Raw genomic sequence first — 17,380 nt, 5'->3', positions numbered from 1 at the left:
CGCCCGATCAGATTTCCTTCCGGCCGAAAAGGCCGGACGGACGGACGGTGAGCACCAACACCAGGATGAGAAACCCGAAAAAGTGCTTGTAGCCGGATGAAACGTAGGCGGCTCCCAGGTTCTGGACCACCCCGAGAAGGATGCCGCCCACCACACACCCTTCCAGGCTGCCCATGCCGCCCAGAACCACCACCACGAAGGCGGTGAGGCTGATTCCTACGCTCGCCGTGGGGTTCACCGGAAAGATGGGCGCCAGGATGACGCCGGCCGCTGCCGCCAGGGCGCATCCCAGGGCAAAGGAGAGCATGTTCACCCGCGTGGAGTTCACTCCCACCATGGACGCCATCTCCCGGTCCTGGGCCACGGCCCGCACCATCTTGCCGAACCAGGTCTTCTTGATGAGAAGAAACAGTAGAGCGATCACGGCGGCGCCGGCCAAGAAGGAAGCCAACCGCTGGTTGCCGTAATAAAAGAGGCCGAACAGATGGGTGGAGCCGGTCACCCAGTTGGGGGGCTTCTGAGGATAGGGCCCGAAGATGAAGAGATAGGCGTTTTGCAAAACGATGGACAGAATGAAGGTGATGATGAGCGAATACATGTCGTTGCCGTAGGTGGGCTGGATGAGGGTCCTTTCGATGAGAAGGCCGAAGACGAAGACCAGCCCCACCGCCAGGGCCATGGCCACAGGGATGGGAAGGCCCAGGGCATGGGCGAAGAGGGCGCTGAAGTAGCCCGCCAGCACGTAGAGTTCCCCGTGGGCGAAGTTGATCACGTTCATGATGCCCACGATGAGCGAGACGCCCAATGCCGACAGGGCGTAGATGACGCCGAGCAGCAATCCGTTGGTGAGGTAGAGCAGAAAGTCGTCCATGGGAGGTGGTTCCTTTGCCTTGCGATCGCGGGCGACCCTTCCCTCTGGGATAGGGCGCGGAAGAGCCGCCGGATGACGGTTCACGAGATTTTTTTAACGGTCGTGGCTCTCCCTGTGTCACCCTGCATGGATGGAAGAGTGGGCCCAGTCATTTCCATCTTGCGTCCATCTGCGTTCGTTCGCGGTTCTCTTTCACATCATCTTTCACATCAACCCCCTTCAAGGGGAGCCCGTGACAACGAAGGATGAAACGCACTTTTGGGCAGCGCCCCCCTTTAGGGGCGAGTGATGATTCGCCCCTACCAGGCCTTGCGCGCGAACGGAACGACGTCGCGTTTCATACGGAATTGGACGATTCTTCCCCACCGCGAGGTTCCGGCGGGCGGGCGTGAAGCCCGCCCCTACCGAGGCAGATGGACCTGTTGAGCAGGGGCGGGGTTTATCCCCGCCCGCTCGTCTCGCGGAGCCAAGGAATCGCTCCATTTAGGCTTCGGTTTCCGTGGGACGGGCTCTTCCTACTGCTTCTTCAGCTCGCCCGTCTTCACGTCCAGGGGATAGACCACCACCTGCTCCTTGTTCTGCCACTGGACGATCAGCATGGGCGGCTGCCACTGGTGGTAGCGGTAGGTGCCCTTTTCGGTGCCGAACTGGACCACGCCGCTTCCCACCTTGAGCTGGGTCTTTTCCAGGGCGTCCACGATCTTTTCGGGGTCCGTGCTTCCGGCCCGGCGGACGGCGTCCGCGGCCACCAACAGCACGTCATAGATGGAACGGGACTTGTAATCGGTGGGTTCTTTGCCGAACTTCTTCACGTAGGCTTCCCGGAACTGGCGAGAGACCTCGTTGAATTCCACCTTGGCGTGCATCCGCGAGACGAAGAGCTCCAGGTTGCCCGCATCGCCCACATTCTGCCAGAATTCGGGCCACAGGCTGGGGGGACCCGCGCCTTCCAGGATCAGCGCCTGTTGGGGGAAGAGCCCCACTTCGTTGGCCTGGGCGATGAAGTAGTGCACGCCGAAGCCGTAAACGAAGGCCAGAACCAGATCCGGTTTGAACTTGGCGATCTTGTTGAGTTCCGTGTAGTGGTCCTGACTCTTTCGCTCCGTTTCCACGGTCATGTATTCCACGCCCATGGCCTTCAGGCCGTCTTCGGCCAGCTTCTTGATTCCCAGGCCCCAGTCGGTGTTTTCCGCCACGATGGCCACCCGCTTGAACCCGTAGTCCTTGACAAAGCCCAGGATGTTGTCGTTCACCACGCCGCTGTTGCACGGACCGGCCCGAAAGACGTACCGGGAGTTCTTGGCCGTGATGTCGTCGGCCCAGGCTTCCGCAATGATGAGGGGGTGCTTGTACCGGTCGGCGATGGGCACTTCGGCCAGAGCGCAGGACGAATGGCTTTCGCCCACGGTCACCACCACCTGGTCCTTGGTGATGAGTTTTTCAAAGCCGGACGCAGCCTTTTCCGGCGTACCGCCCGTGTCTTCAAAGACCACCTCCACCTTCTTTCCCAGGACGCCGCCCTGCTGGCCGTTGATCACATCCAACGCCAGGGCGATGCCTTCCTCAAAGGCCTTTCCGGTGGCCGCCGCCGGCCCGGTCCGCGGGCCCACCACGCCGATCTTGATCACGTCCTCCGCCTGGACGGTCCCGACCGCCAAAAGCCCGGCCAAAGCCAACCCCAGCACAACGGTCCACGTTCCCTTCCAACGCATGTTCGCCTCCTTTTCGGCTGCGGCCCCCGTTTTTTCCCGGGCGGCCGGTTAGGGAAAACCCAAGACCCATGGAAAGGCTACGCCCGCCAGGCGCGCGGCGCCCCAGAAACCAGACGAAAATCGCTCTATTGAGGCCCACAAAGGAGCAAAGGACCTGTAGGCGAATGGTCATTCGCCCCTACAATACGCGTAAACAAAAAGGACGATGCGATTCCAAATGGGACGATTCCTCCCCCTCATGCGGTTCTTGCGGGCCCAAAGCCCGCCCCTACGAAGGCAGTCGAAGCTGTTGGGTGAGGATGGGGGTTATCCCCGTCCGCCTATCCCGTGGTGATAGAAAATTTATACGGAACGCGACCTTGTCCTGTTCGTGCGCAAGGCCTGTAGGGGCGAATAATCATTGGCCCCTACAGGGGTCTGCTTTCCAAAGGTGCGTTTCATTCTTCATAGTCACGCCCCGCGTGATGGGGGTTTCTATGGAAGAACGGACTAAGCCCGAGTTGCAATCTGCAGGATCGGCGCAAACCGCCATGAGGATGGCCGGAAATCCAACAACCGCGCGGTCACGCAAAGAAGATCGCGCCTTGCGGCGCTCCCGCAAAAGGCCCTTGCCAGGTCCACTCTTTCGTCCATTCGGGCTAGCGTAAAACGGGCCATGAACGTTGGGGTATTGGTGAAGAACGCCGGAGCGCTTCAGGCGGCGGCCTGGGCCTTCCCGTTCAGGCCCAGGATGGCCCGCGCTTCGTCCGGCGTGGCCACTTCCCGGCCCAGCTCCCCCGCGAGGCGCACGATCCTTTCGATCAGCCGCTCGTTGGAGGCCAGTTCGCCCTTGCGGTAGTAGATGTTGTCCTCCAGGCCCACCCGCACGTGGCCGCCGGCCAGGATGGCATGAACGTTCATGGGAAGTTGGGCGGCGGCGATGCCCGAGGCGGTCCAGGTGGCATCCGGAGGAATGCTGTTTTTCAGGTGCACCAGGTTTTCCAGCGTGGCCGGGATGGCCCCCTTGAGGCCCATGACGAAGTTGAAATGAAGCGGCGGCGTCGCCAGCCCCCGCCGGGCCAGATCCAGGGCGTTGGCAATCATGCTGGTGTCGAAGATCTCCATTTCCGGCTTGATGCCGTACCGCTGCATGTCGGCGGCGAGCTTGTCGATGAGGTCCGGGCCGTTGGCATAGACGGCGTTGGGAAAATTGACGGAACCGGTGGTGAGGCTCGCCATTTCGGGGCGGAGCTTCAATCGCTCACTTCGCTCCTCGTAGCCCATGCCGGCACGGCCACCCGTGGAAATCTGGGTGATGAGCCGGGTCCGGGACCGCACCCCCTCCATGACTTCCTGAAAGAGATCAAACCGCGGCGACGGGGATTCATCCTTGGGATCGCGCACGTGCACGTGCACGATGGCCGCTCCCGCCGATTCGCACCGTACGGCGCACTCCACGATTTCCTTGGGCGTGATGGGGACGTGGGGGGTTTTGGCCCGAGAGGGTAGCGATCCGGTGGGAGCCACGGTGATGATCAGTTTCTCCATGGAGCTGCCTTTCTCAGGGGGTCACACCCGGGCCACGGAAACCTGCTTTTCCAGCAGCTCGGAGATGGCCCGAGCGGTTCGGAGCAGCGGGCCCGACAGCTGGCCAACCAATCGCTCCAGGCTGTACCGGGTGGTGGGCACCGCCACGTTGATCGCCCCCGCCGGGTAGCCGTCCCGAAGGATGGGAGCGGCGATGGAGCGCAGGCCCACCGAAAGCTCTTCGTCGTTTACGGCGAAACCGTCGTTTCTCACCCGGGCGAGCTCTTCCCTGAAGCGCGACACCGAGACGATGGTGCGGTGGGTCAGGGAAGCGAAGGACTGCTCGGCAAGCACCTCTTGCAGCTCGTCTTCGGGAAGATAGGCCGCGATGGCCTTTCCCATGGACGTGCAGTAGACGGGCAGGCGAGCGCCGATGCTCAGCGGGTGCTGCATGATGGGTTCCGTGACGTAGCGGGCCACGTAGAGGATCTGGCCGCCGTCCAGGATGGCCATGTTCACCGTCTCGCCCAATTCCCGGGACAACTCCCGAAGGTTGGACTCCCCCACTTGGCGAAGATCCATCTGGCTCAGGGCGGCGTAGCCCAGTCCCAGGATCTTGGGGGTCAGGCTGTAGCGCTTTCGCTTGCTGCGGTGCACATAACCCAGCCGAACCAGGGTGTAGCAGAACCGGGAGACGGTGACCTTGTTGAGCCCGACGGCTTCGGCCAATTCCGTGAGGTTGAGGGGCCTGGACGCCTGGGAGAGGACCTCCAGCACCGCCATGCCTCGGGACAGGGAATTGATGAACGCCCGGGACGGATCTTCCACGATGGTCACTTTCGGCTTCATCGTTCGACCCTTTCGGTGGGGGTGGAAAATTACGCCTTGCAATAGATGATTCTGCTATGTAGAATCAGGGCTCGGGTTGTGTCAAGTGAAATATTTCGGAAAACACCTTGACCTGTCGGTCCAATCGTGCCCCTATGGCCGGGTCGCTTCAAGACCCAATATCACTTTTTTCGACGGCCATCCCCAACACGGCGCGGACCGGGGACTTTCCGTCGGCCATGACTCCCGGCTCCCTTTCAGGCCGGGGAGATGCGCAGGTCGGGACACCCTGCCCATGCAAAGGCCCCGGATGGTTGTTGGTCCCGTTTCACACCAGGGGTCAACCGATCGGCGAGCTGCGAGGACAAGAGGCTTCCGAAGCCAAAATCCAATGATGAACAACGACGCCCTTCTCACCATCCAGTCCCTGCGCACCTGCTTCCAAACCCCGGCGGGCATCGCCCGGGCCGTGGACGGGGTCTCCCTGAACGTGCACGAAGGTCAAGTGCTCGGCATCGTGGGCGAATCGGGATGTGGAAAGAGCGTCCTTTCCCTTTCCATCCTCCGCCTTCTTCCCATGCCGCCCGCCTTTTTCGACGGAGGCGCCATCGTCTTTCGGGGTCGCAACCTGCTGGATCTTTCCCTGGAGGAACTCCGCTCCATCCGCGGAAACGAGATCAGCATGATCTTCCAGGAACCCATGACGGCCCTCAATCCCGTCTTCACCGTGGGCGATCAGCTGGCGGAGGTTTACCGGGTCCATCGCGGCCTTTCCCGGAAGGAAGCCTGGAGGCGGGCCATCGGCATGTTGGAACGGGTGGGGGTACCGGCACCGGAATCGCGGGTGCGGGAATATCCGTTTCAGCTTTCCGGAGGCATGCGCCAGCGCGTCATGATCGCCATGGCCCTGGCGTGTCGACCCAAGCTGCTCATCGCCGACGAGCCCACCACGGCTCTGGACGTGACCATTCAGGCCCAGATTCTGGACCTCATGGAAAAACTGAAAGAAGAGATGGGCACGGCCATCATCCTCATTTCCCACGATCTGGGGGTCATCGCCGAAATGGCCCAGGAGGTGGCGGTCATGTACACGGGCCGGGTGGTGGAGCGGGCGGACACATTGGAACTCTTCGACCATCCTCTGCACCCCTACACCCGGGGCCTCATGCAGGCCATTCCCAGCCCGGACATGTCCATGGCCGACGGGGAGCTCTACGAGATTCCCGGGGTGGTCCCCAGTCTCACGGACCTTCCCCGGGGCTGTTCTTTCCATCCCCGATGTGCTATCGCCGGCGAGATCTGCCGGAGCCGTGCGCCGGATCTGATGGAAGTTCGGCCCGGGCACTGGGCCGCCTGCTGGATGATCGACGGAGGCGCCCATGCTTGAAGTGCGCAACCTGGTGAAGCATTTTCCGGTGCGAAAGGGATGGCTGCAACGCGTGAAGGGGGCGGTGCACGCCGTGGACGGCATTTCCTTTTCCCTGAAGAACCACGAAACCCTGGGGATCGTGGGGGAATCCGGATGCGGCAAGTCCACGGCGGGACGAACCATCCTTCGGCTCATCGAACCCACGTCGGGAGAGGTCTTCTTCCGCGGCCGCGACATCTTCCGAATGGAGCACCGGGAACTCAAGGCACTTCGCCGAGAGATGCAGATCATCTTTCAGGACCCCTACGGATCGTTGAACCCGCGCCTCACGGTCTCCCGGATCCTGGAAGAACCACTGCTGACCCACAAGATGGGCACGCGGGCCGAAAGGCGGCGGGCGGTGGAGGAGGTTTTGGAGCGCGTGGGGCTCCTTCCGGAGCACATGCACCGCTTCCCCCACGAGTTTTCCGGAGGCCAACGCCAGCGGATCATGATCGCCCGGGCGCTCATCCTGAAGCCCCGCCTCATCATCGGCGATGAACCCGTTTCCGCCCTGGACGTTTCCGTCCAGGCCCAGATCCTCAACCTGCTGGGACGCTTGCAGCGGGAAGCCGGCTTTTCCCTCGTCATCATCTCCCACGATCTGGGCGTCATCCGCTACATCTGCCATCGGGTGGCGGTGATGTATCTCGGGAAGATCGTGGAACTGGCCCCGGCGGACGCCCTCTACCGGGAACCGCTCCACCCCTACACCCAGGCGCTTCTTTCCGCCGTGCCGGTGCCCGACCCCCGACGGCGGCGGCAACGGATCGTGCTCGCGGGCGATGTGCCGAGCCCCCTCCATCCGCCTTCCGGGTGCCGGTTTCACCCGCGGTGTCCCCGGCGCCTGGACGTGTGTCCCAGGGAAGAACCGCCCATGCGGGACATGGGCGATGGTCGTCGCGTGGCCTGCCATCTCCACGGGGAGGGCAGGCTGTGGGAACCGTCCTGGTCCGGAGCGGCCTGAGGCCGCCTGCCGGGCCGTCTCCCGGCCACTTGTCTGGAAACGGTTTTTTTGGGATTGTTGGGTTTCCCAAAAACCACAAACGAGAGGAGGAAGGTGATGAAACGAGTGCTCTTGGCCGTTCTGGCCCTGGCCGTGGTGTTCGGTGTGGGCTCGACGCCCCTTCAGGCGAAGGACGCCGACACCCTGGTGGTGGTGCAGGAAGCGGAACCGGTGGGCTTGGATCTCATGCAAAGCTCCATCCAGACCACCATGAGTGTCTGCTACAACATCCACGACACCCTGTTCCATCCCCAGGAAGACGCCAGCGTGAAGCCGGCCCTGGCGGAAAAGTGGGAAAAGGTGGACGACACCACGTGGAAGATCACCCTGAGGAAAGGCGTCACCTTCCACAACGGGGAGCCTGTGACGGCCCATGCGGTGAAGTTTTCCTTCGACCGGGTGTTCAACCCCGACATCAAATGCCCCCACAAGGGAAAGATGTCCGCCTTCAAGGAAGTGAAGGTGCTGGACGACTACACCTTCACCATCAGCACCCACAAGCCCTATGCGCCGGGCCTTTACATCCTGGGTTATTATTTGCCCATCGTGCCGCCCAAGTACGTGCAGGAAGTGGGCGATACGGAATACAACGTGAAACCCGTGGGATGCGGCCCTTACAAGCTGGTGAAATGGGTCCGGGGAGAAGAGATCGTTCTGGAGCGCTACGAAAACTATTACGGGCCCAAGCCGGCCTACAAGCGGGTGATCTTCAAGGGCGTTCCGGAAGAGGCGTCCCGGATCGCGGCGCTCCTTACGGGCGAAGCCGACGTGATCGCCGGCGTGCCGGTCCATCAGCGAAAGAAGATCGAAGAATCCGGCAAGGCCTACCTCACCCCCCAGATGGGGGTCATGCCGTACCTGGGCTTGGACACCTACCACAAGCCCTTTGACGACGTCAGGGTCCGCCAGGCGGTCAACTACGCCATCAACCGGGAACTGATCAACAAGGCCCTTTTCGGCGGCAAGGCCATCCTGTGCGCCGGCCCCATCAGCCCCCGGACCTTCGGCGCCAATCCCAATCTGAAGCCGTACCCCTACGATCCGGAAAAGGCCAAGGCGCTGTTGGCCGAAGCGGGCTATCCCAACGGCTTCGAAGCCCGGCTGGCCTACCCCACCTACATGTCCCAGATCCAGGAACAGGCGGAAGCCATCGCCGCGGATCTGGCCAAGGTGGGGATCCAGGTGAAGCTGGAACCGTTCGAGCGGGCTGTCATGTGGGAACGCTACAAGGGCCGCCAGCACCAGATGTACATCTATTGGTGGGACGATGCGCCCGAGCCGGACCGCTACATGTATTCGCTCTTCCATTCCAAGAGCCGCGATTACTATTACAAGAACCCCACCGTGGACGTGCTCCTGGACCTGGGCCGGACCATCATGAACCGGGACGACCGGGCCAAGGTCTACAACGAGATCGACCGGATCCTGTATGAAGACGCTCCGTGGGTCTATCTGTACGTCATTCCGGAGGTGTTCGGGGTGGCCAACGACGTGGACTACCAGGGCCGCCGGGATGGCTTTTTGAACATGCGCTACGCCCAACCCAAGAAGTAGGGAGGGGAAAGGGGAAGGAGGAAAGGTTAAAGGCGAAAAGGGAAAGGAACAAGCCATTCGCTTCACCGTCCATTCACGCCTTGTTCCTTTCCCCTAGACTGAGCGGTTTTTTCTTCGGGTGTCTCTTACACCGCGTGGCTAGCGGGCGGGGATAAACCCCGCCCCTACCCAAGGGGTCCGTGCCTGAACCTTTTCCCTCGTCCCCTTCACCCTCAACCCATCTAACCATTAACCATTAACCTTTAACCTTTTACCTTTTGCCTTTTACCTTTTGCCTTTTGCCTTTAACCCTTAACTTTGACCTTTGACCTCCATGGGACGCTACATCCTCAAAAGACTCTGGCACGCCGTCTACGTCATGGTGGGGATCTCCATGATCAGCTTCTTCTTCATCCACCTGTCGGGAGACCCGGTGATGCTCATGCTGCCCGCCGACGCCTCCCACCAGGAGATCGAGGAGCTGAGGGAACGGTTGGGCTTCAACGATCCCATCCCCGTCCAATACCTGCGCTTTGCGTCCAACGCAGTCCGAGGTGACTTCGGCGAATCGCTCTACTACCATGTGTCCGCCATGGAGCTCATCCTGGAGCGGCTGCCGGCCAGCCTGGAGCTGGCGGTGGCGGCCATGGTGATCGCCCTGAGCGTGGCAGTACCCATCGGCATCGTGTCGGCGGTGCGGCGAAATTCCCTGCTGGACATGGGCAGCATGCTGGGGGCGCTCCTGGGGCTTTCCATGCCCCATTTCTGGCTGGGAATCATGCTGATTCTGCTCTTTTCCGTGAAACTGGGCTGGCTTCCCACGTCCGGACGCGGGTCCTGGGCTCATCTCGTCATGCCGTCCCTGGCCCTGGGCATGGGTCTCATGGCCATGTTCGCCCGGCTCACCCGGTCCGTCATGCTGGAAGTCCTGGGCCAGGATTACGTGCGGACCGCCCGGGCCAAGGGCCTCAAGGAGCGGCTCGTCATCGGCAAGCACGCCCTCAAGAACGCCCTCATTCCCCTGGTCACCGTGGCGGGCATGCAGTTCGGCTTCCTCATTGGAGGTACGGTCATCATCGAAACGGTTTTTGCCTGGCCGGGGGTCGGCCGGCTGGTGGTGCAGGCCATCTTCAACCGGGACTACCCGCTGGTGCAGGCGTGCGTGCTGGTCCTGGCGGTGATCTTTGTGGTGGTGAATCTTTTGGTGGACCTGCTTTACGTCCATTTGGACCCCCAAATCAGTTATCTCGAGGAAAAATGAACAGCGCCAACGCCACATTCCCCACGGCTTTCACGGAAGAAATCCAGCCGCGACTCCGCCTCCTTTGGGAAACGACCCGGGAGGTGGCCCGGCGTCCCAGCGCCCTGGTGGGAGGGATTCTACTCCTGGCCATCGTGCTCACCAGCCTTTCGTTTCCCCTCTTTTACGGCGTGGACCCTTTGGAACAGGATCTGCTCGCCAGGCTCCAGCCGCCCGCCTGGGAAGAGGGCGGAAGCTGGGAGCATCCCTTGGGAACGGACAACCTGGGCCGGGACATCCTGGCCCGCATCCTCCACGGCAGCCGCGTGTCCCTCACCGTGGGGCTGAGCGCCGTGCTGGTGGCGGAGCTTCTGGGAATCGTGCTGGGCCTCATCTCCGGCTACTACGGGGGAAGGCTGGACAGCGTCATCATGCGCATCGCCGATGTCTTCATGGCCTATCCTTTCATGCTGCTCACCATTTCCGTGATCGCCGTCCTGGGATCTTCCCTCTTCAACCTCATCCTGGTGCTGGGCATTTCGGACTGGGTCACGTACGCCCGGACCATCCGGGGCAGCGTGTTGTCGCTCAAGGAAAAGGAGTTCGTGGAGGCGTCCCGGGCCGTGGGAACTCCGAACCGGGTGATCCTGCTTCGGCACATCCTTCCCAACGTCATCTCCCCCCTGCTGGTGCTGGGCACCCTGCGCGTGGCCAATATCATCATCTGGGAAAGCGGCCTGTCTTTCCTGGGCATGGGCGCCCCGCCGCCCACGCCCACCTGGGGGCGCATGTTGGCCGAAGGCCGGGTGTATATCACGGACGCGTGGTGGCTCGTCACCTTCCCGGGCCTGGCCATCATGCTCACCATCCTTTCCATCAACCTGCTGGGAGACGGATTGCGGGATGCGCTGGATCCGCGGCTTCGAAACATCTGACCTCCATCGCGGAAACAGGAAACCATATCACTCGCTATTTCTTGGACGGCAGCGGAGGTTCCTACGATGAAGATCCTGGTTTTGGGGGTGGGCCTGCAGGGAAAGGCGGTGCTCCACGATCTGGAACGATCGGAGCAGGTCCGGGAGATTGTCGCGGCGGACATGAACGCCGAGGCCGCCGAAGACCACATCCGGCGGAAAGGCTACCGGAAGACCAGCGTCGTCCATCTGGACGCCACCAGCACGGAGCACCTGGAGCGGCTCCTGCGGTCCGTCCGGCCCCATGCGGTCATCTGCATGCTGCCGCCCCACTTCGGGTTCAAGGTGGCCGAAGCGGCCGTGGTGTGCGGCGTGCACTTCGTCAGTTCCAGCTACACGGGGGATCTCGTCCGTTTGGACCAGGCAGCCCGATCGGCGGGCGTCACCCTTCTGCCCGAGATGGGCATGGATCCGGGGATCGACCTGGTGCTGTGCCGGCTGGCCCTGGAAGAGCTGGACCAGGTGCATGGTCTCCATTCCTACGGGGCCGGGGTGCCCGAGCCGGCGTGCGCCGACCACAATCCCCTGCGCTACAAGATCAGCTGGACATTCGACGGAGTCCTCAAGGCCTACAAGCGACCCGCCCGATTCCTGGCGGACGGCCGGGAAGTGCGCGTGGCCGAAGGAAAGGTCTTCTGGCCCGAATACGGTCACACGGTGGAGGTTCCCGGGCTGGGAACCCTGGAGGCCTATCCCAACGGGGACGCCGTGGCCTACATGGACACCTTCGGGCTGGGCCGTGAGGTTCGGGCCATGGGGCGGTTCGCCCTGCGATGGCCGGGCCACAACGCCCTCGTGAACGCCCTGTCCGAGTTGGGCTTCCTGGAAGACGCCCCGGTGGACGTGGGGGGATGCAGCGTGTCGCCGCGCCAGTTCCTGGTCCATCACCTGACTCCGCGCCTCACCTTCGCCGACGACGAACGGGACGTGGTGATCCTGCTCGCCCGAGCCTGGGGTTTGAAGGACGGCGAACCCCGGCGCGTCTCCTACTGGCTCATCGACTACCGGGACCTGGAAACGGGGCTTTTCGCCATGAACCGCACCGTGGGCTACACGGCCGCCATCGGAGCGCAACTGATCCTGAACTGCACCATCACCAGGCGGGGACTGCTCAACCCGGCCCGGGACGTGCCACCGGACGTCCTGCTCAGCGAACTTAAAAGGCGGGGCATGACCGTTCAAAAAGAGGTGGAAGACCATGGGGCCGGAACCGGCATCTGAAACCAGAACCACCGACGTTCTAGCCGATTTCGCCATCAACCTGGAATCGGACGCCCTTCCGGCGTCCGCCCTGGATGCGGCCAAGAGGTGCGTGCTGGACCTGGTGGGCTCCGCGGCGGCGGGAGTCTCCAGCCTGCCGGCCCGGGCCGTCCGGCGCGTCTTCGACCGCTATTCCGTTTCGGGCCAGGCCACCGTGTGGTTCCACGGCCTGAAGCACCCGGCGCCCGCCGTGGCCATGGCCAACAGCGCCGCTGCCAGTGCCCTGGACCTGGACGACGGACACCGGGCGGCCGGAGGGCACCCCGGAGCGGCCATCATCCCGGCGGCCGTGGCGGTGGGGGAGGAAACCCGGGTTTCGGGAAAGGAACTTCTGGCGGCCGTGGTGGTGGGCTACGAGGTGGCCGTTCGCGTGGCGGCCGCACGGGACTTCGCGGCCCTGGACACCCTGTCCACGGGACGCTGGGCCGCCTACGGAGTGGTGGCGGCTGCGGGAAGACTCCGCCGCCTGACCCCGCACCACGTGGCGGAAGCCATGGCGGTGGCCGGTGTGCAGTCTCCGGGGCTTTCCGCCGCGGGATACAGCAAGGTGATGGGAAACAGCGTGAAGGAAGGCATTCCCTGGGCCACTTTCACGGGCCTGGTGGCGCTGGATCTGGCCGTGGAAGGATACACGGGCCCCACCGACATCCTGGACCACCCGGCCTACTACGATGCGGTGCGGATCCGATCGAAACTGAAGGAATCCTTCGCCATCGAAAGGACCTACTTCAAGCCCTATTCCTGCTGTCGCTGGATCCACAGCGCCGTGGACGCTCTGTGCGAGATCATGGACGAGCACGGCCTGGACGCCGAGCGGATCCGCCGGGTGCGGGTGGCCACCTTCGGCCGGGCGCTCACACTGAACAACTACCCCGACCCGCCGTCCCTGGAATCGGCCCAGTACAGCGTACCGTTTTGCCTGGCCGTGGCGGCCGTGCGGGGAAGGGATGCTCTGCTGCCCCTGGGGGAAGAGACCCTGGGCGATGCGGCGGTCGTCCATTTCGCCCGCCGGGTGGAACTGGGCCGGGACGAATCGCTGGACGCCCTCTTTCCCGCCCACACCCCCGCCCGGGTTACCGTGGAAACCGGCTCCGGAGCGACCTTCCAAAAGACCATCGTGGATCCCCTGGGAGATCCGGATCACCCCATGTCCAACGAAGCCTTGGAAGAAAAATTCCACCGGCTCACCGGACCCGTCCTGGATCCGGCCGCAAGGCGGGCGGTGGTGGAGGTGGTGCGGAACCTGGACGCACTCCCTTCCTTGGATCCTCTCATGGAACGCATCGCCAACGAGGCGCCGAAATACAGGGAGGCGGCTTCGAACGGGAGGCCCCTGCCGTGACGTCCCGACACCGTGTGGAACGGGCCGTCCGCTGTGAGCCCGTGGACCGCCTGCCCGTGGGGGAGCTCTGCATCGACGAGGCCCTGGCCGACGCCTTCGCACCGTCGCTTCCGCCTGGTTTTCCAAGGCGGCGGGCCCTGCTGCATCACCTGGGCGCGGACCTGGTGTGCCTGCCGCCTCCGGAATCACCAGCGGACCCGAGCGGACTCGGAACCCGGCAGGTTCAGACGCCCTGGCCGGACCTTCCCTGCTGGGTCCGGGAGACGGATCTTTTCGTTTTCGTCACAGTAAACGGTCCCTTCGGGTGGGGATGCCGGGTCCTGGGGTGGATGCCCTTTCTGACGGCCTTCGAGAGGGAAACCGAGACCGTCCGGGAAATCTTCGAGAATTCCCTGGAACAGGCTCTGGCCCAAATCCGCCATGCCGCCGAGCAGGGGGCCCACGGTCTTGTGCTGGCCGATGACATCGCCTACGGCAAGGGTCCTTTCGTTTCTCCCGCACGCCTTCGAAAGAGCTATTTCCCATGGATTTCGCGGGCGACGTCCGCCGCAAGGGATGCGGGTTTGACCGTCTTTTTCCATTCGGACGGCAATCTCAATCTGCTCATGGGAGACCTCGCGGATACCGGCATCCACGGGCTGCACTGCCTGGATCCCCGCTCGGACATGGATCTTGCCGCCGTCAAGAAAGAATACGGAGACCGACTGTGCCTGTGGGGCAACCTGGATCCCGCATGGCTCACGGGAGAGGCCGCTCGGGAGGAGGTGGAGCGGCACGTGACCGCTCTCCTGGAATCGGTTCCCGACCGAACCGGATGGATCTTCGGAACCACCAGCGGCCTCTTTTCCGGCATGGACCTGGACGCCGTCTCGTGGGCCTACCAGGTGGTGCGTTCCTTGCGTCCATAAACCGACCGAAGGCGGCCCCCCGATCCCTGCAGCCATCGGAAAAACTCAGCCGGAGCGATCCCTTTTCATGAAACGCGGCCTGTAGGAGCAATAGTCATTCGCCCCCACGAGGGCCTGCTTTTCAGGGTGCGCTTCATCCTTCGTTGCCGCGGCCCCGTCCGTAATGGGCGACAACCCGGTTTTTGTCACCGTGCGCTTGGCGGGCGGGGATAACCCCCGCCCCTCCCCGAAATGTCGATCCCTCTCGTGCGTAATTCCCGGCCGCCGGGCCCAGGGTGTCCGACAATGTGTCCGAAAGTTCTTTCCGCTGGGAGCGCGGGCCTCCGGCCCGCACAAGTAGCGGGCGAGACGCCCGCGCTCCCGGGAAAACAGCGATCTCGGGCAGCCTTCTAAGAGCCTGTCTGAGAACGCCGCGGACGACCTTTTTCCTCGTAGCGCAGCCCTTTAGGGCTGCGGAGGACCCCCCGGCCGTCGGATAGGCCATCGCGTATTTTCTGTTATTTCATGGAGTTACGATGGACCTTTCCGCGGGGCTGAAGCCCCGCGGCTACGAAGAGGACGGAAATTCCCCGGCCTCTTGAGCCGGAGGAGGATTCTCGGACAAGCCCTTAGGCCAGAAACGGCTTCAGGTAGGCATAGTCGGGCGTGAGCTCTCCCCGGTGGACGATGAGGGCCGGCTTGAGCGGGTCGGGGAGCGCGGCGGGCGCCCCGGGATCGTTCAGGTCCAGCCGGCAAAGCTCTGGAAGAAACGGCATCAGCGCCTTTCCGAAATCTTCCGACGCCTCCCTGGGGAATTCGCACGGCAGGTTGTCCACGGCCATGATGACCGGACCGCGGCCGCCTTCCATGCCGTCCAGCAAGCCATCCGTTTCCACGTCGTAGACGTAACAGGGATCGGACGGACTGGTGGCCTTCCGGGTCACGGCAATGGAACCTTCGATGTCGCAGGTGATGTCGCCGATAACCTGGAGCTTGGCCTTCGGATGGGCATAGACTTCCCGGAGGTTTTCCGCCGTCACCAGCACCGGATACCGTGGATCCCAGTAAATGGCATTGATGAGCACGGTTAAGTGGGGAAGGTAGGGCGCCAGGGCCGGCCGGTACTTTTCGGGATGCGCGTAGTAGTCCTGCAGGTCGAAGGAGCCGCCGTCGGAACGCCGCACCGTGTCCTTTTCCCCGAAGACCACCACGTGGAGCATCCGGCGGGATGCGTCGGCCACCGCACCGGAAAGGAGATCCCGGGGCTTCCATCGGCGGACTGGAAAGCAGGAGTCCAGGATTTCCAGGGCGCCGCGCGCCACGTTCCCGTAGCCCAGCACGCCGATCACCACAGGCCCCAGACTTTCCGGAACTCCGCTCTTTTCCAGGGCCGCCGCGGCCTCTTCCTTGAGGCGGCCCAGGGCGTTTTCCAGGGTTTCATATCGGTAGGGTTGCTGAACGGAGAGGAAGGGATTGAGCCCAGGATCGCATCCTTCCCAGGCCAGGCGACGCCCCAAGGCGTGGAGGGATTCGATCATGCCGGCCAGGCCCGCGTAGCGGCCGAAAAGCACCAGGCGGCGCCCGGCGGAGTCCACGATCCGCTCATAGTCCATGAGATGGGCCCCGGCGCCCATGAGGGCCCGGAGCATGGGCATGTTGTAGGATTGGCCCTTGATGGTGTGGGAAAAGAAGACGTAGAGGGTCCCCGGGCGAAAGAGGGAGGCGGGCATTTCCTTGACGCCCAGAACGATCCGGCACGGGGAGAGGTCCTCCTGGACCAGGGCCCCTGCCTCCCGGTAGGCGTCGTCCGGAAAGACCCGGAGTTCCGAAGGCTGCACGATCACCGATAGGCCGTGGTCCCGAATGAGGCTCCCCACCTGGTCCGGGGTGAGAGGCACCCGCCGTTCCCACTCGTTCTTGTCTTCCCGCCGAATCCCCAAAGCAACGTTCATCCCTTCACGGCCTCCCTTTTGTGGCATCCTTCCATCGAAAAAGGGGCGGAGGATGATCCGCCCCCGGCGTAAAACATAACTGAATTGAACGATTCCTTTTGATTGTGCGGTCTTCACGGGCGGGCATAAAGCCCGCCCCTACGAAAACGCCTTGCCCCCGATTTCCAGGCCCTCGCGCCCGCGGGCCTGGAAGTGCAGGCACCATCCAATCGAGCGCCTGTTTTGTCAAGGGGATAAGAGCCGTTTTGAAGGCCATGGCAATTCGGCTGCTCAATCCGGTTGGCCAAAAGGCAGGCCGCGGAGATATGGGGGTGGGCCTTGGTGTCACCTTGCGAGGACAAAGCCCGCCGAGACCGGTTTCGTTTTTCCCACCTTCGAGGTCGCCTTGTCCCAAAAGGATACATAGCCCGTTATGCGGTAGGTACCCGGTCTACCTGTGTGAAGCATGAAGACCACCTCACCCGACTGGGGATCGACGCGGGTGGGTTCATAGGCATAAGGCCCCTCTCCATTCCAGAAAAAATGCCCTTGGAGAATGTCCACCTTTTCAAGGCCTACACAGTGCATGACGGCCGGGTAGGGTGACTTGGTGCTGACTGTTTCGGGAATGGTCAGCTTCTTGACGGAAAATCCCGATGTTCCCGTTTCTGATGTGGTGGCACATCCCAAGATTAGCGCGCCGAAGACCACCACCAGCAAGAGGCTTCCCAAGGACTTGGCCGACCGACTCATAACACCTCCTTTCTATCCTGCTTTGCTTTCCGGATGCTCCCTTCGATCGGTGGAAATGACCTCCAGGCAAACCATCCTCACCCCTGCTTTGAACCTTCTCTTTGCCAACCTACGACAGTGCATTGGGAT

The 17,380-nt window shown here is 62.8% G+C and carries 14 protein-coding genes; 8 read left to right on the top strand and 6 right to left on the bottom strand.

Features of this window, described 5'->3' with window-relative positions; all coding sequences use genetic code 11:
* Positions 1-7: 7 nt before the first annotated feature.
* The 4 genes from BUB04_RS05700 to BUB04_RS05685 form a co-directional block, all read right to left on the bottom strand.
* A complete protein-coding gene (locus BUB04_RS05700; RefSeq protein ID WP_073037796.1) occupies positions 8-871 on the bottom strand; it encodes a branched-chain amino acid ABC transporter permease in 864 nt (287 codons plus the stop codon).
* A gap of 515 nt (positions 872-1,386) precedes the next feature.
* Entirely contained in the window at positions 1,387-2,583 is a 1,197-nt protein-coding gene (locus tag BUB04_RS05695) for an ABC transporter substrate-binding protein (protein ID WP_073037795.1), read from the bottom strand.
* Between the two features lie 693 nt (positions 2,584-3,276).
* Positions 3,277-4,110 carry a beta-keto acid cleavage family enzyme gene (locus BUB04_RS05690; protein WP_073037794.1) on the bottom strand — a complete coding sequence of 278 codons (834 nt, stop codon included), beginning with the start codon at positions 4,108-4,110 and terminating at the stop codon, positions 3,277-3,279.
* 21 nt (positions 4,111-4,131) lie between these two features.
* Positions 4,132-4,938, bottom strand: coding sequence for an IclR family transcriptional regulator (locus BUB04_RS05685; RefSeq protein ID WP_073037793.1), 807 nt, complete (start codon positions 4,936-4,938; stop codon positions 4,132-4,134).
* 373 nt (positions 4,939-5,311) lie between these two features.
* On the opposite strand from BUB04_RS05685, the gene BUB04_RS05680 reads away from it, so the two are divergent.
* From BUB04_RS05680 to BUB04_RS05645, 8 genes are all read left to right on the top strand, one after another.
* Positions 5,312-6,304, top strand: a complete 993-nt coding sequence (locus BUB04_RS05680) for an ABC transporter ATP-binding protein (protein WP_073037891.1) — start codon at positions 5,312-5,314, stop codon at positions 6,302-6,304.
* The gene (locus BUB04_RS05675) at positions 6,297-7,292 is read left to right on the top strand and encodes an ABC transporter ATP-binding protein (RefSeq protein ID WP_073037792.1); all 996 of its coding nucleotides are present in this window, start codon (positions 6,297-6,299) and stop codon (positions 7,290-7,292) included. Before BUB04_RS05680 ends, BUB04_RS05675 begins: the two co-directional genes overlap by 8 nt.
* 96 nt (positions 7,293-7,388) lie before the next feature.
* Positions 7,389-8,885 (top strand): ABC transporter substrate-binding protein, encoded by a 1,497-nt coding sequence (locus tag BUB04_RS05670; protein WP_073037791.1) that lies wholly within the window; start codon positions 7,389-7,391, stop codon positions 8,883-8,885.
* A 313-nt stretch (positions 8,886-9,198) separates the two neighbouring features.
* Positions 9,199-10,125 carry a nickel ABC transporter permease gene (gene nikB / locus BUB04_RS05665; protein WP_073037789.1) on the top strand — a complete coding sequence of 309 codons (927 nt, stop codon included), beginning with the start codon at positions 9,199-9,201 and terminating at the stop codon, positions 10,123-10,125.
* Complete coding sequence (locus tag BUB04_RS05660) at positions 10,122-11,039, top strand: ABC transporter permease (protein WP_084076228.1); 918 nt, start codon at positions 10,122-10,124, stop codon at positions 11,037-11,039. Before nikB ends, BUB04_RS05660 begins: the two co-directional genes overlap by 4 nt.
* A 66-nt stretch (positions 11,040-11,105) precedes the next feature.
* Entirely contained in the window at positions 11,106-12,299 is a 1,194-nt protein-coding gene (locus tag BUB04_RS05655) for a saccharopine dehydrogenase family protein (RefSeq protein WP_073037787.1), read from the top strand.
* Positions 12,277-13,680, top strand: a complete 1,404-nt coding sequence (locus BUB04_RS05650; RefSeq protein ID WP_073037786.1) for an MmgE/PrpD family protein — start codon at positions 12,277-12,279, stop codon at positions 13,678-13,680. The genes BUB04_RS05655 and BUB04_RS05650 overlap by 23 nt, the downstream gene beginning before the upstream one ends.
* Complete coding sequence (locus tag BUB04_RS05645) at positions 13,677-14,588, top strand: uroporphyrinogen decarboxylase family protein (RefSeq protein WP_073037783.1); 912 nt, start codon at positions 13,677-13,679, stop codon at positions 14,586-14,588. The genes BUB04_RS05650 and BUB04_RS05645 overlap by 4 nt, the downstream gene beginning before the upstream one ends.
* Before the next feature lie 608 nt (positions 14,589-15,196).
* Here the strand turns inward: BUB04_RS05645 and BUB04_RS05640 are convergent.
* Both BUB04_RS05640 and BUB04_RS05635 read right to left on the bottom strand, forming a co-directional pair.
* The gene (locus BUB04_RS05640; protein WP_073037782.1) at positions 15,197-16,519 is read right to left on the bottom strand and encodes a bifunctional lysine ketoglutarate reductase /saccharopine dehydrogenase family protein; all 1,323 of its coding nucleotides are present in this window, start codon (positions 16,517-16,519) and stop codon (positions 15,197-15,199) included.
* A 324-nt stretch (positions 16,520-16,843) separates the two neighbouring features.
* On the bottom strand, positions 16,844-17,218 hold the full coding sequence (locus BUB04_RS05635; RefSeq protein ID WP_143156367.1) for a hypothetical protein: 375 nt from the start codon (positions 17,216-17,218) through the stop codon (positions 16,844-16,846).
* Positions 17,219-17,380 lie beyond the last annotated feature (162 nt).

The organism is Desulfacinum infernum DSM 9756, from assembly GCF_900129305.1.
GTDB lineage: Bacteria > Desulfobacterota > Syntrophobacteria > Syntrophobacterales > DSM-9756 > Desulfacinum > Desulfacinum infernum.
This window is presented reverse-complemented; position numbering and strand designations above follow the sequence as displayed.